Here is a 22,980-nt window from a genome sequence, read left to right as displayed (position 1 = left end):
AGAGATATGGCGCGCAGAATCGGATTTTCGCATCTCACAGTTATTCTGGTCTTTTCGGTGGGTGCTACAATGGCGACGGCTGAGCCTGACACGAAGCTGCAATTTTCCAATCAACATTACGTTGACGACGCGGAAATCGCAAAGCGCGATCGCACGAAGCCTTTCTACTTCCACATGCTGGATCGCAAGGACGGCTCAAAAAGCAATCCGCCGGCCTTTACCGTGGACAAAGGAACATCTTTCAATGTCTGGCTCGATAAGCAGGTTCCGCACTCGGCGTCGAAGCTAGGCAATGCCCGCTCTTTGGCCATCCAAATCACCGCGGACCATGATGAGAATGTGAAGGACAAGATTTTTCTTGATGCCGTTCCGCATTGGTCCAATCAAAAAATGCTGGTGAACGGCGGACCGCGGTATATCTCCTTCGATTTCATGCTCGACCCGCACTATGAGCTGCCCACCGCCTGGGCCATCCATCTTCAAGCCTGGCAATGCTGCGGCGGTCATCCGCCCTTCGCGATGAGCATCACGCCGTCAAAGGACAAGAATGGTCCGGCCGAGCTTTTCTTCGGCTTTCGAGACGATCTGCTCGAGCACCAAAAGGGCAGCCCGGCAAAAACAATCTACAATATGAATCTAGCCCGCGGCGAATGGAATAATTTCGTTCTCCAATTGGATCCGGAGACGGACGCCAGCGCGCAGCCGGGCGTTCTCGCGATGTGGCTGAACGGCAAACCGCAATTTTGCTTCAAAGCGCATTGGGGCTTCGATCCTGGGCGCGTTGGCGACGACGGCCATAAGATCACAAACGCGATGGGTGTGGACATCGGCGTCTATAGACGCCGGCAAGCGACGACGCAGACGGTCTATTTCGACAATATCCGATCAGGCGCCACTTTTGAGGCTGTATCGAATTACCCCGTTGGAGCACCGCTCCAATGTCAAAGCATAGAGCAGCCTGCGGCCGGTCGAGCGCAGCCCTCAGACGGTCTCGAGCCAGAACGAGACACCGGGAATCCGCGCGGCATTATTGTAAGTGAGCGGTATTTTTCCCTTTGAAGAGTCGAGCACGGCATCGACCTTTTCGACCAATTCCGAATCGGTGCAGATAAAAAAATTCGGCAACAGCACCTGGAAAGGCGGCGTTTTGCACAACAGCATTGCCGCAAGCATATATTGCTCGGAATAGAGCCTCTCATTCCATGTGGCGACGTAGTCGCTCGGAAGGAATATATCGTGGATATGGACGAAAACGCCCTTTTTCAGTCGCGGCAAAACCTCGAGAAAAAAGACGGTCACGTCCGAATTTTCGAAGACGCGATGTGAGCCGTCGAAGAAAAGGATGTCGCCTTCGTCCAGCTCGTCAAAAATCTGAACGTCGCATTCTTCCAAGGGCTTTCTGATGACCCGGTCGCAGAGGCGATCAATATTCGCGCGCGGTTTTGGATCGACCGAAATGATTGTGGTATCGAGGCGCTGTTCCTTGATCGTGTGGCGCGCAAACATGGTGCAATAGCCGGAGCCTATTTCCAGATAGCGGCGCGGTTTTTTGCGCGACAGAAAATACACCAATGACGTCGCATCGAGATTGCTGAACCATGTATTCGACCAATAGGGTATTTCACTATTTTTTTCATCCCCGCTCATCGGTATGGCGTGCAGTACCGGCTTGATGTTCAGCATATCGTCCAAAATATCGCTGTAGATATGGCGCCGTTCATTCAGAAGCTTTGTCAGCTCCGGATGCGTGGGCTTGCCGTGACCCCATCTGGGAGCAGGCCTGACGTCGTAATAATCCTTTACCGTCTCGCTCCACCGCATCGCGATCCCCTCTCCATATCCATGTCTTCAGGTTAAAGGGCGAAGATCATTCGTTTGAGATCATCAGCGAAACACTAAGACTCGGCATGGCCGCGTTTCGACAAAATATCTCAATGCGTGGATGCGTTACGCTAAAGCCCGTAGACCTCGGCGACCACCGCTCGGTTGGCTTTTTCTTCCGGCGTCTTCGCTTTTTCTTTCGCCAGGAGAAAAAATGCGTCCGCTTCGACCATATCGCCTTCGAAATGGTTGATCGGACTCAGCCTCATCAAAGTCAGTCCGAAACGCCCCAAAAGGGCAACCAAGTCATGCAAGAGCTTCTGCTCCCGGTAGATCGGATAAAAATGCGTTTCGAGTTCGATGCCGATGCAGCCGTCGAGAAGATCTCCGAAGCCTTCAAGGACCTCATATTCGCATCCCTGAACATCGATTTTTATGACATCTGGCTTCGGCACTTCGCCTTTCGCAAAAAGCTCGTCGTAGCGATAACAATCGATCGTTTTTTCGCCGACGACCTTAAATTGCTTGGCGATCGGATATTTCGAAAGAATATCAAAATTAGGCTGGCGCAAGGACACGCATCCCCAATGCTGCGTCAAATGCAGAGTCCGCTGTCCCGACACATTGAACAGGCCTCTCTCCACCACTCTGATATCCTTGTGAGCACGATATTTGTCACGGATCTTGTCAGCTTCCGTGGTATTCGGTTCGAATATGGTCGGCGCGATCGATCCGAGACGCGCTTCCCATTTTCCCTGCAAACCGCCTGCACCGCCGACATCGATCAAATTAAGCATCAGTATTCTCCTCGCCTGTCATTAGAGCGACGGGTGGTCTTGGCATGCTGGAACATTCATTGCCCTAAATTTTAGGCTTAGCGTCGCAGCTTTCCAGTGCGAGGTTGAGGTCGCATTCGAACTTTTTCGCGCGCTCCTCGCCACATTCCAAAGCGACGTCCTCGCGTACCACTTTATCGTAGGTGGCGAGCAGCTCTTTTGGTGCGACGCGCTTTTTGATATCGGCGGCGAGCCTCATCTCCAGCTTTTGAATGAATTCGTCGCCAGATAAAACGGGATGATAGAGCAACTCGTCGGGCTTGGCCGCCATCAGGCGCCGGAGAGATAAAGGCGGCGTCAATTTCAATGTCTGACGCGTATAGGTCGACGGTCCCAAATCGTTCAAATCGCGACACGTAAAGCCGGCGTTCGTTGCAACCGTCGCGCAAAAAATTTCATCGTTCGGCCACAACTGCCGATCTTTAGGCTCGGTATCCATGTAACGCGCCGATATGTCCTTTCGACGCTCGTAAAGGCAGTCCGCCGCGCGGCCGGAAAAACCGACGACGGGAAACACGCATTGATAAAGCTGCGATGAAAACGGAACCATAGCGGAATACCAGGCCCATGCCGGCTTGGCATCGTGATAGCGGCTGCCGATGAAGTCCGCATCCTTGAACCGCGAGAGCTCCATGAAAAAATGTCCGATATCGCGCGTGTTGACGTAGACGTCTCTCTCGATCATCCAAAAAAATCGCGCCTTCGGATATTTGGCTCGAACAAGATAGAGGCAATAATCTCCGCAACGCCATAAGGTATCATGCGCGACAAAAAGATTCATCGCGCCATAGATTTCAATTGTTGCGACGACATGATTGATGTCGGTCAGGAGATTCGCTTCAATCTTCTTTCCGTCCGCGGCCAAGCAAATGCGGAGATCCGTTTTCTTTTCCACATCGGCAAGAAAACCGACAAGCGTATCGTCGATCTTGTCGGTTCTGACAATCAGAACCGTTCCATCGAAATCAGCGGCCTCTTGAACAGGCTCGAAGCTCATGTCTCGTCCTCTGGTGTCTTTCCGCATGATAAAGGGTGAGGTAACTCTCGATCTCATTCACCCCAAAGCCGCTTGACTACTCTTTCCCTATCGAGAGGTTGCCTGAATAGTCGATCAGCTTTCCATCCACGCAGAAGTCGCCTTGCCAAATACCGTTTTCAGGATTGCAACTCACCGACTGCATGAAATGGTCGAGGAAACCTCTGTCATAAAGTGCCAATGGATCATTATCCCGCGGCCGGCTGTTCAGCCATTTCGCATAACTCTCCAATTTCGCGCGGCCATCGGCATAATAAACATATTCGTTTGAACCCGGCCGAACCTTATCGAGCATATTGGCAAACCAGGCGATCCTGCCTTGAATATCGGCGAACTTGAGATGCAGCAGATAAAGATCGTCGAAATATGGACGCATATTTGCTGCGTGGAAACCCGCGGCCCAGACCAAGGGTTGCGCGACCACCGCCGTCTTATTGAGGGCTGCCGTCCGGATGCACCAATGCCGTTGATCCAATAAAGAAGAGGCGTGCAGATCAAGCTGCGCGTCATCGGCGGTCTCGACGACGTCAAGGCCGATCGCGGTCACGTAGGGATGTTCTAAATTCTCGACATAGGCGGCAAGCGAGCCATGCTTACGACGATCCGGAACTAGAAATTCGTCGACATCGCAGCGGATCACGACGTCATTGGTTTGCAAAAGGGCCGAAACTTTTTCGCTGATCGCGGTCGCGCGAAACTCGTCATCGTAAAAACTTTCGGACTCGACAACGGACCCCAAACCCAGGTCCACGAAAGCCGAGCCTAGACCCCGGTAGGTCATGGCATGCAGCTTCGCAACGCCAAACTCGCCCGCATAGTAACGAACCCAGTGAGGGAAAAGATAGCCGGCCGATGTGGCGTCTGTCAGAACTGCTACAGTCTTGGTCACGCAAATCCCGTCTCTCGATCATTTCGACAATGCGGTGAGCTTAATTGCAACCGCCGCATTTAAGTTGCGGATCGCTGCCCGTACAAAGCAAAAATCGCCTTTCGGCATGAGCTCCGATTTTCAACCGGTACAGCAGTAAGAAAGATGCCCGTATCGCCCCGGTTCACCACATACTGCTCACATGCGCGAGATCAATACGGGTATCGATCTTCTAAACCCAAAATATGGCAAAGCCTGTTAGATACGGAAGGCAAGTTCCCTCATCCTCTTTTTGCGGCCGAGACTCTGTCGCCGCTCGTCGAAGAAAGCCCCGTGCCGCGCCGTGAAAAAGAAGCGATTGGCAAGCGCGGCACCGCTATATTCCAGCCCATGTGCCTTTGCGCCTTGTCCCTCGAGATGCACCAGTCTCAGAGCCGGGTCGATTTGCAGCTGCTTGTTTTGTTGAGTCCAACGCAAGCAAAGATCCGCATCCTCGTAGTGGCCATAGATATAATCTCCCGAAAAGCCGCCGAGCTTCTCAAAAGCGCCGCGCTCAAATGTCATAAATGCGCCCGTGACGGCCGTAGCCGGCATGGGCGTTTTCCAGGCTTCCGGTACAAAGGGGACACCTTTGTCATAATGCTCGACGCGCAGGAGACGGCAACAAACGGCAGCCTTGGTTTCGCCGGCGCCGTTCGGTCCCGTGTTCACGACAAAGAGGTCGTCATCCAAATACATGCCTGAATGCATGAGATTGGCGGAATCGTAAAATAAAAGCCCCCCACACAAACTCGTCCCGAGCTTTTCCCGGCCGAGGCTTTCTCTCAAGAGAGAAGCATATCCGGGAATCGGATAGACATCCGGGTTGACCAGAACGATGTTGTCGCTGGCCGCGGCAGCTACAGCCAGATTGTTTGCCGCGCCAAAGCCGATATTATCCTTGACCAATATGACGCTGATCGAGACATCCCAAAGATCGGATATGAGCCGTGCATAACGAAGGGTAGCCTGCGCCTCTGGCGGTGAATTGCAAACATATATCCATTCGCCGAAATCGATGCCGGCCGACCTGAACAAAACAGGCTGCATCATCACCGGTTCCGCAGAACCAAACAGCACCGTGATGAAGGAGCGCGAGACGGCACGCGGCCTGAAACGCTCAACGTGAAAACCGGCTGATGACGCCATCACGTGCGCGCGAAACAGATCGATCGCAGTCGCTCCGCCCGACTGGGTCAGCAACGCATTCAGCGCGATTTCACGGCCCCTATGCGCCTGAAGGCCGGCGATCATTTTCAGAAATCGGTCGAGGAGCCGCTTATCCGAGACAAGCTCCGGTTCGATCTCAACCTGGAATAGGCTTGCCATCGTACTCGCTTCAAAGCGCATTCCGCCGGGCCCGAAGCCGTCGGGGAGCTGCGTTAAGGCGATAAACCCATAGTCATATCCCCTGATACCAAGCGCGTCTGCAACGTCATCGCGCGCGTAGCGCATTATGCTGCTTGCCGGAAAGGTCGCAGCGGTGCCGCCATCGTGAAGGCGCATGACGGGCAGACGATCGCCTTCGTCGGACAGCCAGCCAATCAGAAGGCACGTTCCGTTCGGCGAAACGAAAATATGGTCCAGCGCGCCATCCAATGCACGGCGTGAGATTTCTTCATCCCCTGAAGGAGACTCTGGGCTAGCTGGCAATTGGCGCATCGAATCTCGTTAGAGTAGCCGGCTGCGTTGCTTATCCTCGGAACCGTCTTTGGGGGATGTCGCGCTTGATCCTCATAAGCCTACTCCGCGGCCTTGATTTCGGTTTTGAGCGCGGCGGTGGCGTTGCGGCCGACGCTCGTATAGGCGAAGCCATATTGGGCCGCGAGTTCGGCATTATAGACATTGCGCAGATCGACCAGCACGTCGCCGCGCATCGCATTGCGCAGGCGGGTGAAGTCAAGCGCCCGGAACTCGTTCCATTCGGTCATGATGACGACGGCGTCCGCGCCTTCCGCGCAGCTATAGGGATCGTGCGCGAATGTCACATCGCTCAGGAGCTGCTTTGCCTGCTCGACGCCTTGCGGATCATAGGCGACGACCGCGCCGCCGCCGTCCTGCAGAACCGTGATGATCGTCAGCGCGGGCGATTCGCGCATGTCGTCCGTGTTCGGTTTGAAGGTCAGCCCCAGGATCGCGATCTTCTTGCCCCGCACCGACCCATTGCAGGCCATGATGATTTTGCGCGCCATGGTGCGCTTGCGATAATCGTTCGAGGCGGCGACGACCTCGACGATGCGCAAGGGCGTGCCGGCATCCTGCCCGGTCTTGATCAGCGCCAAAGTGTCCTTCGGAAAGCACGAGCCGCCGTAGCCGGGCCCGGCATGCAGAAACTTGCCGCCGATGCGATTGTCGAGACCGATGCCGCGCGCGACATCCTGCACATCGGCGCCGACGCTTTCGCACAGATCGGCGATTTCGTTGATGAAGGTGATCTTCGTCGCCAGAAACGCATTCGACGCATATTTGATGAGCTCTGAGGTCCGCCGTGCGGTGAACAGGATCGGCGCGCGGTTCAGATAAAGCGGCCTATAGACTTCCGTCATCACCGCGCGGGCGCGCTCGTCCTCGGTGCCGACGACGATGCGGTCGGGCCGTTTGAAATCCTCGATCGCCGCGCCCTCGCGCAGAAACTCGGGATTGGAGACGACCGCGACATCGGCGTCGGGGCGCTTCGCTCTGATGATCCGCTCGACCTCGTCGCCAGTGCCGATCGGCACGGTCGATTTGGTGACGACGACGGTGAAACCTTGGATGAAGGGCGCGATCTCGGCGGCGACCTCATAGACATAGGTGAGATCGGCATGGCCGTCGCCGCGCCGCGACGGCGTGCCGACCGCGATGAAGACGGCATCGGCCTCGGCCACCGCCTCGGCCATGTCGATGACGAAGGACAGGCGTCCTGCATGGATGTTCGTCGCGACGAGTTCGGGCAGGCCCGGCTCATAGATCGGCACCTTGCCGTCGCGCAAAGCCGCGACCTTCGCAGCGTCCTTGTCGACGCAGGTCACGACATGACCGAAATCCGCAAAACAGGCTCCAGACACAAGCCCGACATAGCCGCTTCCAATCATCGCTATCCGCATCGATCACCCTTCAGATTGACCAGACATTCAAAAAAAGCGCACCCGACCAAATCGCTTTGGTCATTCGTGCATGGGATATCTCTTCCACCCGAAAAGTGCATTCAAGGCCCGGGCCATGATCGTCGATAAGAATTGAATCTATTCGTTCACATGTTCGGCAACAGCGCAGTTCTGATGAAGCTCCCACGCAGCTATGAAGTCTGCCATCGAAAAACGGCGCTTCTTAGCACTCCTTTGCGATGTTCTAGAGGTATCTCCATAATCCAATGGATCGTTGCAGCCGGCTGTTGAAAATGACCCGCTTGGCGCTGGTGATCGTGCGACGATCGCTGTCTTCAAATTGGCCTTGTGGGAAAGGTACCTCGATAGTCACGGAAGATTATGCCGCACGTCATGAACGCCCCGTGCTTGGAAAGAAAACGCAAAGCCAGGCCAATAGATTCACGCGGCTGCGAACTCGGCAATGCGCAGCCGTCCTTGGACCGGTGGCAAAGATAATTCGGCGCGGCGGCGGCTTCGTTCGCAGCTGACGATTGGAGAACCGGCTCGAAGATCCAGCGAGTTCCAAACCTAAGGTTCTATTCGAAGTTTGTCCGAGGCAAAGGTGATAGGTCCGGCGTAAAACCGACGAATGGAGGTTTCGACTTCGCCGCGGTTTTCGTCAGTCGCAGGTGAGAGATGCGCCAATAGAAGGCCATGCACTTTGCTGTCATTAGCCAAGCGTCCGATCGCCTCGGGCGGACTATGCAAAGTGTAGAGAATGGGCGGCGCTTCCGGCGGATCCAAAACAACGGAGTTGAAAACCAGGAGCGTTGTGTCCGTGGCTATCTTTCGCAAATTGTCCAAGCCGTCAGCGTCTATATCGCCGGAGAACGTCAAACTTTTTCCGCCGTGGTCGATGCGATAGATCACCGAAGGCGCGTCGCGGTGATGGCCGGGAATAGCCCGGATAACCAAGTCGCCCTCGGAAAATATGATCACCGGCTGCTGCCCAGGCCGCGGCGTCGCGGGCAGATCCTTGACCTGAAAAGTGATATGGCCTGCGAAATCGGGCAGATAAGCGAAGGCGCCTTTGGCGCCGAAAAGCAGTTCGATCAGACGGCTGGTCGAGGGAAAATACGCTGCCTGACCTTTTGCCTCATGCCCCTCCGGTCCGAAGATTTCGAAACGGATCGGGGCGTGCACGGCGACGGCACGTGCCTTGAACAGACCGGGCAATTCACCGGCGTGATCGGCATGCAGATGCGTCAGCAATTGGATATCGATTTTGTCGAGCGGGAGCCCCGTCTCTCCCAGCCGCACGAACGAGCCTGGCCCGGCATCGACCAGGATGCGCGGCACTCCATCGACGAGCACCAAATGACTGGATCCCGCCCGGCCCACGGCACCTGGGCCGCCCGAGCCAAGCACGACAAGGGCGAGCGCTGGCACCTTTGCCGTCGCGCGATCAGCAGGCAATTCCTGTCCGATGGCAGCGGTCGCCAACCCGAACAGGGTCAGGAACAGATAGAAAATACGGCGACGCTGGCGATAGTGGGTCATATGCGGACCTGCCGATCGGTGGATGTGGATAAGGCTTTCATCTATGCCGTTTCGAACTTTGCGAGACCGCACGGCGAGCTTTGTGCCCGCTCCGGTCTTCGGCGTCTGAATATCAGCGCCATTCTTATACGGCGCAATCCGAAGCATCTCGAACGGGTTTTCGCCGGCTCGGGAGTTGGTTCGACGCTCATGAAGTGCTCTTACCGACGATGTATCGACATCGGGACATTTTGCCGTCTTCATCCCGGTACTGGAAGGCGCGCGTCTGACCAACCCTCCATCGCCCGTGCTTCCCTCGACCGGACGACATCCTCAGCTTCCGATCAAGTGCGTGTAGCCCGGGAGCTTAAACCAGCCGTGCACAAGTCACTGCTCGGGACTGACAAAGCGGCAAGTCACGGATTTGCTTTGGCGAGTTTTATGGCATGCTCAGGACATGCCGTAACGCACAAACCGCACGCCCGGCATTGATCCGCTTTTGGTGTATAAGAAACCCTTCCGCCGTGAACCCTAATTTTAAACTTCGAGAAGAACCCCAGATTTGCGTAGTCAGATGGTTCAATTTTTCGAATTTCGAATACGTCGTAAGGGCACACCTCCGCGCAAGGACCCTTCGCTTCACAGCGAGAAAAATCTACGACTGGTATAAATTTACCCTGAGGCTGTTTGCTGACCTCATCTGTCATTCATTGCTCCAGTCGAACGCGGCCATGATTGGTTCGCGCAAAATCTTCGATAGTTGTCGTTGGCTTTGCCCGTTGCCGGCTATCACATGGGAACGATCACCAGCTTGCCCTTAGGAAAGCCTGTCCTCTCGAGTTCGACGACGGCCGAGATCGCCCCAGACAGCGGCACGATGCGGCCGATCGCCGGGACGAGCTGGCCCCGCTCGAGCGCCTCAGCGACGCCGGCCAGGGATTGTTGTGTCGGATTGCCGAACACCAGGTGATGTCGCGACGGGAGCAGGCAGCCAATCAGCTTGGCAAACGTAGGGACGATGTGTAGCGACATGCCGCGGCGTTTCAGCATCGCGCCGCATTGGCTCAGCGACAGCGCGCCAGCCGTATCGAAGATCACGTCGAAGCGATGTTGATACGAAGCGATGTCGAAGGCGCGATAATCGACCACCTCGCCCACGCCCAGCGCCAGCGCTTCCTCGCGTCCGGACGCGCTGCAACTGCCGACGATGTTTGCGCCGCGCATGTGCGCAATCTGCACCGCCGCACGTCCAACCCCGCCCAAACACCCGGTGATAAGGACCGACTGGCCAGCGCTCAGCCTTGCCTTCTCAACCAGCGCGTTCCAGGCCGTCACGCTCACTATGGCCGAGGCGGCCGCCTGCTCGAACGAGATGGATGGCGGCTTGAGCCCGACGTTTGTTTCGTCTGCGACGACGTATTCGGCAAACGCGCCCGCTTGACGGATGGAGGTGACGCCGAAGACTTCATCGCCCTCCTTGAGGCGCTCCACCCCCGGCCCGACGGCTTCGACCACGCCGGCGAAATCATGGCCCAGGCCGCGCGGAAACCGGAACCCGGAAAGCAACTGCATCTCGCCCCGGCGAATTTTCCAGTCCATCGGGTTGGCTGCTGCTGCCCTGACCTGAACACGAATTTGGCCCTGACCCACATCGGGCGGCGTCACCTCGTCCAGCCGCAGTTCCTCCGAGGCGCCATAGTGGAGATATTGAACGCGCTTCATGAGGGCTCCCCTCGCTCAGTCATGGCTCACATGGCCATCCGGCGGATGCATTTTTGAGGCTCGTGGCGTTACAAACTGCCAATTGGCGCGCTCGACTGAACGGCGCCCAACGATGCTTAAAAGTTAGAGGTCCGGACCGGCGTTGATCGGAACAATTGCCACCCTCATCGCGCATCGCCTACTGCTAACTGTGTGAAGCCATTGGGCTTCGGACCGGATTCTAGGTGATCGCATTCAGACGATCTATGTGCAATCGTCCAAAATCTATTGGAGATCGTCCAAAGATGGATCCGCTGTCCGATGTCATCTCGTCCCGGAGCCGAGAAGCTATCGCGTCGGCGGATTTGAGGCAGGCGGCGATTGGTCGATCCGCTTCGAGGCGAATGATGGGATCGATCGCCCTATGTCGAGAAATCCATAGCCCATGATGGTGTGTCCTATCCAAGAGAAGCCAGTTGGCGGCGGCACGGCCGCCAACTGCCGAGCGATCACGCTGCTTCGGCGGCATGCACGACCGGAAAGTCGATCTCGGTTCCAGCGACAATGTTGACGAAGTTCGTGAATATGTTCTCAGCCACGACCGCGATGATTTCGACGATCTGGGCGTCGGTGAACCCGGCAGCCCTGACCGCCTGCAAATCGGCATCGCTGACTTTGCCACGCGCCTCGTTGACCTTGGTGGCAAAGGCGACGGCGGCATTGGCCTTGGGTTCAGCGGAGGTGCCATTGCGGTTCAAGGCAATTTCGGCCGCATCGATCTTGGCGAGGTTCAGGCCGATATAGGTGTGCGCCGACAGGCAATAGTCACAGCCGTTGCTCTGCGCGATTGCGAGCGCGATCCGCTCGCGGGTTTTGAGGTCGAGCGCCTTCACCAGAGCGCCATTCAGGCCGAGAAGGCCCTGCAACGCAGCCGGGCTGAGCGCCAGGAGGCGAAAACTATTAGGAACAACGCCGAGCTGCTTTTCAACAGCCGCGAGCATGGGCTGCGAGGCGGCCGGGGCGGTTTCACGGGTGGGAACGGCAATGCGCGACATCGGTTTATCTCCTTTTTCAACCACCATTTGCGGTGCAATCGAAATCTAGGACCGAAGTGCCGGCGCGATAATCGCCTAAGTTGACAAAACTTTATTGCTGTTTATGCAATAATAAATGGACAACCTCGAAGCCATGCGCATCTTCGTCTCCGTCGCCACGCAAGGCAGTTTCACCGAAGCGGCCCGGCGCATGCGGCTGTCACCTTCCGTCGTTACGCGATCGATCTTACAGATCGAAGAGAAGCTGGGTCTATTGTTGCTCAACCGCACGACTCGATCGGTGCAGTTGACGGAACGCGGCGTGATCTACCTGGAAGATTGCAAACAAATCCTGGAAGACGTCGAGATGGCGGAGAGGCGGGTACGCGGCGAGAATGCGGAACCCCGCGGCACCCTAAGAGTCGCCGCGCCTCTCCTGTTTGGACGTTTGTACGTGTTGCCCCTCGTTAACAGGCTTTTGAACGAGCATCCTGCTCTATCGATCCATCTCACCTTATCGGATCGCAATGTACATCTGGTCGAGGAAGGCGTCGACGTTGCCGTTCGCGTCGGCGAGCTTGCCGATAGCAGCCTGATCGCGGTGAGGCTGGGTCTCGCCACCCCGGTGCTCGCCGCCAGCCCCGCTTATCTGCAAAAACGGGGCGCGCCAGCATCGCCAGCGGCGCTCTCATCGCATGATATCATCCTGTTCGAAGGCATCGGCACCACCAATGAATGGCCTTTTGGCCCCAATGGAAAGACAGTGCGGGTTGAGCCTCGCCTCATTGTCAACAGTGCCGACGCAGCGATCATAGCCGCGGAGGCTGGAGTTGGCATCGCGCGAACGCTGTCCTACCAGGTCTGGGACGCCGTGCGCGCCGGTCGTCTCAGTCTCGTTCTACAGAAGTTCGCGCCGCGGCCACTGCCGGTCAGCGTGGCCTACCAGGCGCGCAGGATTGCCTCTGCCAACGTAGCCACATTCGTCAAAGCCGCGCGAGAGTATTTCAAAGCCAATCCTCTCGCGCAGTTCGACGGAGCGTAAAGCTCGATTCCGTTGTCGGCCATTTCGGCGAGTCGCGGCTCTTGCTCCAAATCGGTGAGTACCATGATGGCGCCGAATGGCACGGCTGGGAACCCGGCGGCCTCGTCTATCTCGTAATCGGCGACGCAGATCTCGCCGCGGGGGTCCTCGTTTAAGAAGCCCAGGATTCGGCCGTTGTCTGCTGAGCCTCTGGAGTCCTTCCCCCGCGTGATGACCATTGTGCTGATATCCCGCTTTTCGAAGGATTTACCGCGACAAGTGCTCATATCGATTGCGTCGCTGCCTTCATCAACGCCAATGCAGTAGAATGGATAGTGCGACCCTTCGAATCGAAGCGCCTCGTTGAGAACTGTGTGATAGAGCAAAAGCAAGATACGCAGGCATAGGGATGCGACAGCCTTCGAAAGGATTCTCATGCGCAGGCCTAGCCCGCGCATGAAGGTTAAACGCACCTACATTCAATGCATATGCATATGATTCATGTCCATGGGCGCGCCCTCGTCACCGATGCCTCCAACCTTGAAGGTGACGTCGACTTTGCCTGCCTTAGCGAAGCTCAATGTGCCGTGAATCGAAGCGCCGGCTTTCAACGGCTCGCTTAGACCCTCGAACATCAGATGATAGCCGCCGGGCTTAAGTTCGACCGTCTCACCAGGTTTGATCTCTAGACCGTTGGGCAGCTCCCGCATGCGCATCGTGCCATTGTCCATGCTCATCTCATGAACAGCACCGGTTTTTGCTATGGGGATGGAAGCACCAATGAGGCGGTCTGACTCGGTTCCCTTATTGATGATGCGAAGATATCCGCCCCCGACCTTGGCGCCGCCAGGCGTCGCGCGCAACCAAGGTGCCGCTACTTCGAGCGAGCCCACTGTCACAACGTCCGACCCATCTTCTGCCGCAAGAATGCGTAAGCGCGCGGCAGGCATCTTAAGCTCAGCTTTCTGGCCTGCTTGAGGAACATCGGTCCAAGCCATTACGGTCTCGCCGCAGCTTTGGATCGACGGAAAGTAGGCGATTGAGTCCGGCTTCAACGTATTTGAGATATGCATGGCAATGACGAACTCGTCATATTCGTCGTCTGGCAGATTGCCACCGCTCCAGCTAATCGTGCTCACGCCTTTTTCGTTCTTGGCTTCATTCAAGGTCCAACCCGGCTTCGGCATAGGCTTCGCGCCAGTGATGCCATCCGGCACCTCGACCTTGAGCGCCGTGGTCGCTTGGCCGTGGCAGCCGTGCGGCACGCGAAAGACACCTTTGTAAAAGCTGCCAGCCGCAGCTTGCGGCGTTTCCAAAAGCACATGGGCGTTCGTCTGTGAAGAGGCAAAGATTATCATTACGGCGCAGACTGCGCCCGTCGTTTTGCTGGTCATGGTCGTCCCAATCCTGAAAGAGTTTCGATGTCGTTTAGGATTGGTATGGCGGCCCTCTCGCGTAAACGAGCTTTATCGGATTTGGTGAAAGGCTCGCTCGGTGTGGAGTTGTCCAGGTGACGACAATGCCAGCACGGAGGGGATCTTTGATGACGTTTAAGACAACCCGCGGCAGAACGTGATCTGCCGCAACAAGGCAGCAGTCCAAGATGCAGCAAGAACGGTCTTGTGGTACTCTCCGGTCATTCTTTGCCGGATCGGAGCAAATGGGGGAGACGCCCATGGCTGCAGGACAAGCCCGGACAAGGATGGGCTGCAAGGCGAAAGCGTAAAGAAGCACAGCAACGATAAAAGGAAGCCCCGCAGCTTTGATCTGCGTGCCTTTCAAACCGCTCAAATAAGCGAATATCCTCAGCTTATGGACCATCGTGCGCCGGCTCACCTTTCGGCGATGGTGAGTATGGCACCAGGGGAACCTCGGTCAATGACGTCATCACAGTTCGCCTGTGAGCCGGTCCTGCGACAAAAAACCTAAGTCTCACATGCGGCTTCGTCGGTTCGCGCTTTAACGTGGCAAAATGCCTAGTTGGCGGAAGCCATATGAAAAGACACGGATGAGTATCCTTTGGGGCTTGATCGACACATGGCGCCTTAAGCCAGACATAGACTCGCGGCTCACCGCCCTCCTGAAGGTCCACCCACGGCCTAAATTCCTTAGGCTTCCGGCTAGTTCGCGAGCTTGCATTGACTTGCTCGCGTTCAAGCGTGGATGGGTACGCGCACGCCGAAGCTATCCATGATCGAAGGCGCGGGGACGCATCCACTCACAACGCGATTGAGGTCACATGAACAATAATGGATACTTTGCATTCGGCATGCTGATTGCCGTCAGCATTGTAATGGGCGGCGTTGGCATGGCCGGTATGCTTCCGGCCTCACCCGCATCCCGAAATTCCATTCTGCGCGAAACATTCACGCTCGTCGATGCCAATGGCACAGATACGCAAGCCACGCTCAAAGGCAAGCCGAGTGTAATTTACTTCGGCTACACATATTGTCCAGAATTCTGCCCCACTACACTGACGGATCTATCACGATGGATCCAAAAACTGGGCGCGGATGCTAATGATTTAAACTACATCTTTGTGACCGTGGACCCAGAACGGGACACGCCAAAGGTCTTGAGCGAATACCTATCTTCATTCAATAATCGTATTCACGGCTATACTGGCACGCCCGATCAGATCGCCAAAGTCGCCAAGTCCTATCATGTCTATTACAAGCGCGTGCCTTCTTCCGATGGCGGGTATTATCTGGATCACAGCGCGGCCATCTATCTTATTGGACCTGACGGCAGAGTCGAAGACATTATCCCTTATAAAGAGGACGATGACGCCGCGGTTGCCAAACTTAAGCGCCTTGCCGGCAGGAAGGCGGCGGACTCGAAAAGAAGACCGGCTGCGGCCAATTGCGCGCCAGCGAAATCTTGAAAATGGATAATCGCCTTCGCAATTGGCGACAGACGCAGCGTTCAGGCCCCAGTCCAAGCGCAGATAATGGAGTCCTGAAAATTGATCTGGCTTCAGGCCTCATCGCATCACATCTCGCAGTGCGGCACAGACTTTCTCCAGATTCGCGTAGAAAACCACCCTCAAACTTGGTCCTGGCTCGGCGCGGCAAAATGTCTAGTTGGCGTTTTGATCACGAAGCAGGACGAATGCGGACTTCTCTGGACTTAACCGAGTCATGCTGCCACTGGCCGGACATAAAATTGCGCGGCTAGCCGCCCTCCTGTTGTATGTGCTGGCAAGCACGACACTCGGGTTTGCGCATCGCTTTGACCGGCTGGCAACGCCCTCCGACCTCGCGCAATTCGCTCTACCGGACGGCACGCTTCCCATCATCTGCGGAAAGGGCCGCAGCAGCGGTCATGACGAGAGCGGCGGTCACGCTTCCTTTTGCGGCGCCTGTTGCCTGACATCCGCGCCGGGATTGTTGTTCGCGCCCCTCGCCGTCTTTTCCGCGCAAGCAACATCGGAGAAATTCGATTGGCAGCCCTACAGGGCGGCCGGGCAATTGCCGCGTTTCTTCGCGACGCTTGGCGCGCGCGGACCTCCTTCAGCCTAACGTGCCCAGCCTCTGATAGACGGCATTCGCCACGTTCACCGCTGATTCGCTTTCGTTTCAGCGAAACCTGACGCGCGTCCTCTGTCCGTCACAAACTCATTTCATCGGCAAGTTCGCAGCATCCGCTGGCCAGGCGGGGCGAAGCGGACGCTTGCCTTCTGGAAACGTTAGGGACTTCCATCATGAACATCATCGGGATGTACCCGACCTTTTATGTGCCTTACATCGGCACAGCCTGGGTCATGGGTATAATCGGCGTCATACACGTCGTCGCATCGCACACTTCAGTAGGCGCTTCGTTCCTATTTGCGCTGCTGGAGACAAAGGCCTATCGGGATGACCAGCCGCAGCTCCTCGACTTCATAAAAAGGTTCGGGGTCTTTCTGCTGGTCTTCTCCTATATCATCGGGTCGATCACAGGCCCCGGCATCTGGTATGCGATCACGGTCACGAGCCCGCGCGGCGTGAGCGGGCTGATTCATAATTTCGTCTGGGTCTGGGCTGCCGAGTGGGTCTATTTCACGGTCGAAGTGATCGGCGTCTATGCGCTCGTCTATCTTATCGGCAAAATCGACGCGAAATCGCATCTCAAACTGACGTGGTCATTCGCGCTCGCCTCTTGGTCGACGATGCTGCTCATTGTCGGAATCCTGTCCTTCATGATGTGGCCGGGTAACGAGGCCTGGTACCAAACAGGCTCGACCAACGATGCCTTCTATAATCTCAACTTCTTCGCACACCTCGGCATTCGAACCGGCTCCATGCTCGTCATGGCCGCGGTGGTTGGGCTGCTGGTCGCGGCGAGCATGAAGGACAAGAACCTCAAGCGGGATGTCATTCGCCTGATAACGCCGGTGGGGCTCGCAGGTGGCTTCTTCGCGACGGCGATGTTCTTTTACTATCTGCAGACCGTTCCCACCAACGCTCGCATTATGCTGAAATATAATCTCTTGCCGCAATATGCGGCGGGCATGATCGCGGTCGTGGCCGTGACGACGGTCTATCTGATCCTCTCCTGGCTTAAGCCGCAATATGTGAGGACTTGGGTCGCCGTGCCGGCTTTTCTCTTCATTGCCATCTTCGGCGTATGGCCTGAGGAACGGATGCGCGAAAGCATGCGCAAGCCTTTCGTGGCGGGACAATATATTTACGGCAATCAGGTCATCGCGCGCGACGTGCCCGGAAAAGGCATCGTCGGGGAAGTCGATCTGATCGCCGACAAAGGCTATCTGAAGCTTCACCCCTTCATTCCGGAGCGGCTTCGGACCATCACGAATGAAAACAAGTTGGAGGTCGGCGCACTTCTGACGAAAATCGCGTGTGCGAACTGCCATGCGCTGGAGCCCGGTGCACCGCTGCGTTCGCTGCCGGACAAGTTCTTTCATTCAACCGATAAAGACATGATCGCGGCCTTCATAGCAGGACCGCTCAAGCATGGAGCCATCCCGTTCATGCCGCGCATCGATCTGCCGGAGGACGAAATCGACGCGATGGCGAGCTATATCGCAGAAGTCAACCAGAGCGTTCCGAAGCCCGCGAGTGAGCCTGAAAAAATCTCCTCGAACGACAAATCTCTGATCGGGAGCAATTAATCATGGATATCGGTTCCGTCATGCACGCCATGCGCGATCAAGCCGGCATTCCGGCGATACCCGCGCTTTTCCAATTCCTGATGGTGTTCACCTGGATCTTTCACATCGCCTTCGTGACGCTGACATTGGGAGCAGCGGCCCTATCGATTTATGCCTTCTACGGACATGCAAACAACGCAGACTGGCAGCGCCTGTCGATCGCTTTGACGAAAGTTGCGAAGGTCGGTGTCTCTTTGCTGATCGTTCTCGGCGTAGCGCCGCTGCTTTTCACTCAGGTGATCTACGATCCGCAATGGTACGCGGCGAACGTGCTTTCCGCGCGATGGGTTATCGGCTTCATAGCATCCTTGATCGTTGCCTATTGCCTCTGGTTCGCCTTCTATTGGGGCAATCACGAAGGGGCGAAGCGCCACATCGGCGTGTATGCAATCTTGGGCCTTCTACTGTTCCTCATGGATGGCCTCATCATGCATGTGCTGTCCTACCAAGCCATTCAACCGCAGCGATGGATGGATTGGTATGCGCCGGGCGGAGTCGTGGATACGAGCGGCGGCACGCTCCACGCAATCGAATGGCCGAGATACTTATTTATCATCTCGCTTTCGATCCCGGCGATTGGCGTCTTTCTTGTCGCCTATACGGATTATTTCGCCGATCGGGCGGATAAGCCGAAGTCCTATCTTGCATTTGTGCGCAAACTTGGAAGAAGGCTTGGATTGTGGGGCTTCCTGATTTCGACGCCTCTTCTGATCTGGTGGCATTTCGATCATCCCCCGGAGACGCACCTAGCTTCACAACCTGTCGGATGGCTCATGGTGATAGCTTTGCTGGTGATGGCAAATGTCATGCGTGATGCCAAGGGCAACGTACACGGCTATGCGCTCATCGGCCTCGGAGTCGGAGTTCTCGCCATGCTGGCAGTGTGGCGCGAGATCGTGCGCGCGACCTATCTGAAGCCGTTCGGCTACGTGATCTCGGACTACAAGGTTAATGTCGATTGGCCGTCGCTATTCCTGTTCTTCGCGACACTCGTCGGGGTCGGCGGGTTGGTCGGCGGCTACTATGTCACCCTCCTTTACCAATCCGGAAAAGTCGCTGGGCGATACGAAGCTAATGGCACCGTAGCCAAGCTCGGTACTGGCGCCGTCGCCGTCCTCGCTGTTTGGATCGCCGTCTTCTTTGCCTATGGCGCGGCGATCTACATCCGTAACGCCCTTGTCTGATGAAAAGGCCCAATCCTATGAACAAGCTCTACTTTGCAATCTCCAGTGCTATCTTGCTCGCCGCGGCCTGCCTCAACACAACCGCTCGGGCTCAGTCGGTCGACATTTCAAAAGGCCGGCAAAAAGCCGAAGTCTGCATGGCCTGTCATGGGCCTGATGGATTTACGACGGCGGCGCCCGGCATCCCGCATCTCGCAGGCCAAGATCGTGATTATTTGATCAAAGCCCTGACGGCCTACAGGATCGGAGAGTCCAGAACAGACGAGACGATGACTGCGATGGCCAAGCCGCTGACGGATGCCGACGTCCAAAATATAGCTGCCTTCTTCAGCACTCTGCCGCCGCCCCGCCAGTAAGCCACGATGAGGTTGCCGAAACATGGAGAAGCGCTCGTGGGGCAGCGCTTCTCCAACTCTTAGGCATCTGGCTTGGGCATCGGCTTGCGTTGAAGTAAATCGCGTTCAAGACGCTCCGCGGAAATCGCTTCACATCGAAAATCGGGTTCAGCCAAGCATCTTGAAAACATTGAGCAGTTTTAGATCGACTCTAAAGAGATAAGTATTCGTTGAACTTCGTCCGGCTCGGGCGTACGGCCAATGGAAAGTAGCGTTTCCGCCGATCACCTGAGCATTCGATGACAAAAGAACAAGTCCGCCTTGGCAGCGCGCCATTAGGGTATCGAGGTTATGTCGAGGCGATCGAACCGCGCGACAGTAATTCTGGAATTTCACCTTTGGAGCTCGAAAGCCGGCTGATCGAATTAGGCTTCATCGAAGGCGCATCCATCGAGGTCCTGCACGAAGGCTTCTTTGGCCGCGACCCCATAGCCATCCGGATCAACAATATGACTGTCGCTCTGCGGAGGCGCGAGGCCATGGCCATCCTCGTGCGCGATCGGGAGGCACATATTTGAACATCGCGCTGCTCGCAAAACCTTACGTCTTCGCGCTTGTCGGTGCGCCCAACTGCGGCAAGACGGCGCTCTTCAATGCGCTGACAGGTAATCATCAGAAGGTTGCGAATTATCCGGGCGTGACGGTCGAGCATAAAAGCGGCCGATTGAAATCGCCCTCAGGCTGGGACATCACGCTGATCGATCTGCCTGGCACCTATTCGCTGCGTGCACGCAGCCCGGATGAGGAAGTCACGCGCGATATCGTGCTCGGGCATATGAAGGGCGAGTCGCAGCCGGACCTCATCATCTGCGTTGCCGACTCGACAAACTTGCGCGTGGGATTGCGTCTTGTCAGCGAGTTGAAGCAAGTCGGTCGGCCATTGGTGCTCGTTCTCAACATGATCGATATCGCGCAAAGACGCGGCATCGAGATCGATATCGATCGCCTATCCAGTGAACTCGGCATAGACGTGATCGCAACATCCGCTGTCCAGCGCGGCGGCACGGACGATCTCGTCTACCGGCTTGATGAACTCGCGGCGGCGGATTGGCCGGCGGCCACCGAAAGCAAATGGGTCGCGCCTGAACCACGGGAACTGCGAACCATCCAACGCGAGGCGGATGCTCTCATCGCAAAGGTGATCGGTAAGCCTACAACGCCCGATACTCTGACGAAGCGCCTCGACAGGGTTCTGCTTCACCCGCTCGGCGGCCTTCTGATCCTATTGCTCATTCTCTTTACGATGTTCCAGGCCGTCTTCACTTGGGCACAGCCTGCCATGGACCTGATTTCCAGCGCCTTTGATCTTTTAGGCTCGCTTGCGCGCGATCATTTGCCGGATGGTTTGTTCGAGAGCTTTATCGAAAACGGTGTGATCTCGGGCGTGGGCAGCGTCATCGTCTTTCTCCCGCAAATCCTGATTTTGTTTCTCTTCATCCTGCTTTTGGAAGATTTCGGCTACATGGCGCGGGCCGCCTTTCTCATGGATCGCATCATGGGCGGCGCCGGTCTCCACGGCCGCGCCTTCATTCCGCTGCTGTCGAGTTTCGCTTGCGCGATTCCGGGCATTATGGCGACGCGGGTGATCGACAATAGGCACGACCGGCTCGCGACAATCCTGGTTGCGCCGCTGATGACCTGTTCCGCTCGTATCCCCGTTTATACTTTGATCATCGCGGCCTTCATTCCGGCGCGCAAAGTTTGGGGTTTCGTCGAGTTGCAAGGCCTCGTGATGTTCGGCCTTTATGCGGCGGGCATCAGCAGCGCGCTCGCCGTTTCATGGGTGCTGAAGCATTTCTTCTGGCGGGATGATCCGACGCCGCCTTTCATGCTGGAGCTTCCGGATTACAAGCTGCCACGGCCGCGCAGCGTCATCATTGCGCTTTTGACGCGCGCACAGATGTTCCTCTATCGCGCCGGGACGACAATCTTCACGATGATGGTGCTTATCTGGTTCCTTGCATCCTTCCCAAGGCCGCCAGAGGGCGCAACGGATCCGGCTATCAACTACAGCCTTGCCGCCAGGATCGGCCACGCGCTCGAACCAGTTCTCGCGCCGATCGGCTTCAACTGGCAGATCAACATCGCGCTCATTCCAGGAATGGCGGCACGCGAGGTCGCTGTCGCTTCCTTGGGTACAGTCTATTCAATCGAGGGCGGCAAGGAGGCGGCCGAACAAATTGGGCATGCGCTTGCCAATAAATGGACGCTGGCCACGGCTCTCTCGCTCTTGGCCTGGTATGTGTTTGCACCGCAGTGCGCGTCCACTTTAGCCGTCATCCGGCGGGAGACCGGCGGCGCACGATGGATGCTCGTCACATTCGCTTATATGCTGGCGCTTGCCTATTGCGCCTCTTTCCTAACCTATCATATCGCGCTGCTGGCCGGCGCCGGTTGAGGACAATGGCGCCGGGCACACCGCTTCAGACGGCCGTTGAGGGGCTTGAATGCACGAGCGCTGCCACCTCAGATTCTAGCTCATTAAGTCTCGCTTAGTTGGGCATCCACAAAAATATGCAGCATAAGGCGGGCGGTGAACTCATCACGATGTTCCACTTCCTATTGAGTTCCATGAATAATGAAACCAGTATTAGCGGTCAGAAGTTCATCGCGCCGGCCGCAGTCAATGATCCGACCTTGATCAAGCACGATGACTTCGTCAACAGCGGCGATGGTTGAGAGCCTGTGCGCAATGACGAACGTTCGCGGCGATACGACAATGCAATTCCGGTCATACATTCAGGGTTCAACCTTATCCATTACGTTTCGCAAGTTGATGCTTTCACCAGTACCGGCTGATCGCTACTCGGCAGCGGCTTTGAGATTCTGGCGACCAGGTCAAATGAGGCCGTTTCGGAATGCCGGGCTTGCATCGCGTCGGGTCCAGCCATTTTGCTAATGAGACCTCGATAGAACGGTTTCTGATACTTCGCTGCATCGGGGTGCCGGACGAGATTTTCTAGCCAAATGGCGCGGCGATCCAACAAGGCCCAACTGGGCAACTAGCCGCACATCAAGACTGAAAAAAAGCCCGTCATGGCAAACCATGACGGGAGAAGAGAAGGCCACCTGATGCGACCGCACCCTATCAAAATGTGAGTATATGTCAAATATATAATTTTAAAGTGAAGTATTATATTACGCATAACAGATAATTGTAAAGTATATATACGAATGTATACTAATGATACATCTTTTGTGCATATTATGCACACGCCTTGCCCCGCTGTTGCCCGCTTTGCCTGATCAAGGCGATTGGTATGGGAATTGATCGCGCCAGCTCAGA

The 22,980-nt window shown here is 56.2% G+C and carries 20 protein-coding genes; 9 read left to right on the top strand and 11 right to left on the bottom strand.

All coding sequences use genetic code 11. The features are described 5' to 3' along the window. The first annotated feature begins 6 nt into the window (after positions 1-6). Positions 7-1,059: a heparin lyase I family protein gene (locus A3OQ_RS0106705; RefSeq protein WP_020174600.1), complete on the top strand. Its 1,053-nt coding sequence runs from the start codon at positions 7-9 to the stop codon at positions 1,057-1,059. Here the strand turns inward: A3OQ_RS0106705 and A3OQ_RS21540 are convergent. The 10 genes from A3OQ_RS21540 to A3OQ_RS0106655 form a co-directional block, all read right to left on the bottom strand. After that, positions 982-1,821, bottom strand: a complete 840-nt coding sequence (locus tag A3OQ_RS21540) for a class I SAM-dependent methyltransferase (protein ID WP_020174599.1) — start codon at positions 1,819-1,821, stop codon at positions 982-984. The two genes, A3OQ_RS0106705 and A3OQ_RS21540, sit on opposite strands and share 78 nt — an antisense overlap. A 131-nt stretch (positions 1,822-1,952) precedes the next feature. Then, on the bottom strand, positions 1,953-2,618 hold the full coding sequence (locus tag A3OQ_RS0106695) for an FkbM family methyltransferase (RefSeq protein WP_020174598.1): 666 nt from the start codon (positions 2,616-2,618) through the stop codon (positions 1,953-1,955). Between the two features lie 64 nt (positions 2,619-2,682). Then, positions 2,683-3,654, bottom strand: coding sequence for a hypothetical protein (locus A3OQ_RS0106690; RefSeq protein WP_020174597.1), 972 nt, complete (start codon positions 3,652-3,654; stop codon positions 2,683-2,685). Positions 3,655-3,730: 76 nt separating this feature from the next. Further along, the gene (locus tag A3OQ_RS0106685; protein ID WP_152428338.1) at positions 3,731-4,333 is read right to left on the bottom strand and encodes a hypothetical protein; all 603 of its coding nucleotides are present in this window, start codon (positions 4,331-4,333) and stop codon (positions 3,731-3,733) included. Positions 4,334-4,819: 486 nt separating this feature from the next. Beyond that, positions 4,820-6,199, bottom strand: a complete 1,380-nt coding sequence (locus tag A3OQ_RS0106680; protein WP_020174594.1) for a glycosyltransferase family 2 protein — start codon at positions 6,197-6,199, stop codon at positions 4,820-4,822. A gap of 143 nt (positions 6,200-6,342) precedes the next feature. Then, complete coding sequence (locus tag A3OQ_RS0106675) at positions 6,343-7,686, bottom strand: UDP-glucose dehydrogenase family protein (protein WP_020174593.1); 1,344 nt, start codon at positions 7,684-7,686, stop codon at positions 6,343-6,345. Between the two features lie 570 nt (positions 7,687-8,256). Next, entirely contained in the window at positions 8,257-9,228 is a 972-nt protein-coding gene (locus A3OQ_RS0106670; RefSeq protein ID WP_152428337.1) for an MBL fold metallo-hydrolase, read from the bottom strand. Between the two features lie 395 nt (positions 9,229-9,623). Further along, on the bottom strand, positions 9,624-9,914 hold the full coding sequence (locus A3OQ_RS25335; RefSeq protein ID WP_083931518.1) for a 4Fe-4S binding protein: 291 nt from the start codon (positions 9,912-9,914) through the stop codon (positions 9,624-9,626). Between the two features lie 82 nt (positions 9,915-9,996). Then, entirely contained in the window at positions 9,997-10,929 is a 933-nt protein-coding gene (locus A3OQ_RS0106665; RefSeq protein ID WP_020174591.1) for an NADP-dependent oxidoreductase, read from the bottom strand. Between the two features lie 488 nt (positions 10,930-11,417). Then, positions 11,418-11,963, bottom strand: coding sequence for a carboxymuconolactone decarboxylase family protein (locus A3OQ_RS0106655; RefSeq protein WP_020174590.1), 546 nt, complete (start codon positions 11,961-11,963; stop codon positions 11,418-11,420). Positions 11,964-12,078: 115 nt separating this feature from the next. Here A3OQ_RS0106655 and A3OQ_RS0106650 point away from each other — a divergent pair, with 115 nt between their 5' ends. After that, positions 12,079-12,984: a LysR family transcriptional regulator gene (locus A3OQ_RS0106650; protein WP_020174589.1), complete on the top strand. Its 906-nt coding sequence runs from the start codon at positions 12,079-12,081 to the stop codon at positions 12,982-12,984. A 458-nt stretch (positions 12,985-13,442) separates the two neighbouring features. Here A3OQ_RS0106650 and A3OQ_RS0106640 read toward each other — a convergent pair whose 3' ends face one another. Then, positions 13,443-14,321: a copper chaperone PCu(A)C domain-containing protein gene (locus A3OQ_RS0106640; RefSeq protein ID WP_020174587.1), complete on the bottom strand. Its 879-nt coding sequence runs from the start codon at positions 14,319-14,321 to the stop codon at positions 13,443-13,445. An 881-nt stretch (positions 14,322-15,202) separates the two neighbouring features. On the opposite strand from A3OQ_RS0106640, the gene A3OQ_RS0106635 reads away from it, so the two are divergent. The 7 genes from A3OQ_RS0106635 to feoB all read left to right on the top strand — a co-directional run bounded on the left by A3OQ_RS0106635 (position 15,203) and on the right by feoB (position 22,092). Then, entirely contained in the window at positions 15,203-15,847 is a 645-nt protein-coding gene (locus A3OQ_RS0106635) for an SCO family protein (protein WP_020174586.1), read from the top strand. A gap of 256 nt (positions 15,848-16,103) precedes the next feature. Next, entirely contained in the window at positions 16,104-16,484 is a 381-nt protein-coding gene (locus A3OQ_RS21535) for a hypothetical protein (protein ID WP_020174585.1), read from the top strand. 182 nt (positions 16,485-16,666) lie between these two features. Further along, positions 16,667-18,076, top strand: coding sequence for a c-type cytochrome (locus tag A3OQ_RS0106625; RefSeq protein ID WP_020174584.1), 1,410 nt, complete (start codon positions 16,667-16,669; stop codon positions 18,074-18,076). Positions 18,077-18,078: 2 nt separating this feature from the next. After that, positions 18,079-19,299: a hypothetical protein gene (locus tag A3OQ_RS0106620; protein WP_020174583.1), complete on the top strand. Its 1,221-nt coding sequence runs from the start codon at positions 18,079-18,081 to the stop codon at positions 19,297-19,299. A 17-nt stretch (positions 19,300-19,316) separates the two neighbouring features. Continuing rightward, positions 19,317-19,655, top strand: a complete 339-nt coding sequence (locus A3OQ_RS0106615; RefSeq protein WP_020174582.1) for a c-type cytochrome — start codon at positions 19,317-19,319, stop codon at positions 19,653-19,655. A gap of 278 nt (positions 19,656-19,933) precedes the next feature. Further along, complete coding sequence (locus tag A3OQ_RS0106610; RefSeq protein ID WP_020174581.1) at positions 19,934-20,212, top strand: FeoA family protein; 279 nt, start codon at positions 19,934-19,936, stop codon at positions 20,210-20,212. Next, positions 20,209-22,092 carry a ferrous iron transporter B gene (feoB, locus tag A3OQ_RS0106605; RefSeq protein ID WP_020174580.1) on the top strand — a complete coding sequence of 628 codons (1,884 nt, stop codon included), beginning with the start codon at positions 20,209-20,211 and terminating at the stop codon, positions 22,090-22,092. The genes A3OQ_RS0106610 and feoB overlap by 4 nt, the downstream gene beginning before the upstream one ends. Positions 22,093-22,980 lie beyond the last annotated feature (888 nt).

Source organism: Methyloferula stellata AR4, assembly GCF_000385335.1.
GTDB classification, from domain to species: Bacteria; Pseudomonadota; Alphaproteobacteria; order Rhizobiales; family Beijerinckiaceae; genus Methyloferula; species Methyloferula stellata.
This window is presented reverse-complemented; position numbering and strand designations above follow the sequence as displayed.

What these genes read in the sequence shown, in the direction of transcription:
- A3OQ_RS21540 (WP_020174599.1), bottom strand. Translation starts at nt 1,821, where the DNA reads ATGCGGTGGAGCGAGACGGTAAAGGATTATTACGACGTCAGGCCTGCT.
- A3OQ_RS0106695 (WP_020174598.1), bottom strand. Translation starts at nt 2,618, where the DNA reads ATGCTTAATTTGATCGATGTCGGCGGTGCAGGCGGTTTGCAGGGAAAA.
- A3OQ_RS0106615 (WP_020174582.1), top strand. Translation starts at nt 19,317, where the DNA reads ATGAACAAGCTCTACTTTGCAATCTCCAGTGCTATCTTGCTCGCCGCG.
- A3OQ_RS0106675 (WP_020174593.1), bottom strand. Translation starts at nt 7,686, where the DNA reads ATGCGGATAGCGATGATTGGAAGCGGCTATGTCGGGCTTGTGTCTGGA.
- A3OQ_RS0106620 (WP_020174583.1), top strand. Translation starts at nt 18,079, where the DNA reads ATGGATATCGGTTCCGTCATGCACGCCATGCGCGATCAAGCCGGCATT.
- A3OQ_RS0106625 (WP_020174584.1), top strand. Translation starts at nt 16,667, where the DNA reads ATGAACATCATCGGGATGTACCCGACCTTTTATGTGCCTTACATCGGC.
- A3OQ_RS0106650 (WP_020174589.1), top strand. Translation starts at nt 12,079, where the DNA reads ATGGACAACCTCGAAGCCATGCGCATCTTCGTCTCCGTCGCCACGCAA.
- A3OQ_RS0106635 (WP_020174586.1), top strand. Translation starts at nt 15,203, where the DNA reads ATGAACAATAATGGATACTTTGCATTCGGCATGCTGATTGCCGTCAGC.
- A3OQ_RS25335 (WP_083931518.1), bottom strand. Translation starts at nt 9,914, where the DNA reads ATGACAGATGAGGTCAGCAAACAGCCTCAGGGTAAATTTATACCAGTC.
- A3OQ_RS21535 (WP_020174585.1), top strand. Translation starts at nt 16,104, where the DNA reads ATGCTGCCACTGGCCGGACATAAAATTGCGCGGCTAGCCGCCCTCCTG.
- A3OQ_RS0106610 (WP_020174581.1), top strand. Translation starts at nt 19,934, where the DNA reads ATGACAAAAGAACAAGTCCGCCTTGGCAGCGCGCCATTAGGGTATCGA.
- A3OQ_RS0106665 (WP_020174591.1), bottom strand. Translation starts at nt 10,929, where the DNA reads ATGAAGCGCGTTCAATATCTCCACTATGGCGCCTCGGAGGAACTGCGG.
- A3OQ_RS0106670 (WP_152428337.1), bottom strand. Translation starts at nt 9,228, where the DNA reads ATGACCCACTATCGCCAGCGTCGCCGTATTTTCTATCTGTTCCTGACC.
- A3OQ_RS0106690 (WP_020174597.1), bottom strand. Translation starts at nt 3,654, where the DNA reads ATGAGCTTCGAGCCTGTTCAAGAGGCCGCTGATTTCGATGGAACGGTT.
- A3OQ_RS0106705 (WP_020174600.1), top strand. Translation starts at nt 7, where the DNA reads ATGGCGCGCAGAATCGGATTTTCGCATCTCACAGTTATTCTGGTCTTT.
- A3OQ_RS0106655 (WP_020174590.1), bottom strand. Translation starts at nt 11,963, where the DNA reads ATGTCGCGCATTGCCGTTCCCACCCGTGAAACCGCCCCGGCCGCCTCG.
- A3OQ_RS0106640 (WP_020174587.1), bottom strand. Translation starts at nt 14,321, where the DNA reads ATGATAATCTTTGCCTCTTCACAGACGAACGCCCATGTGCTTTTGGAA.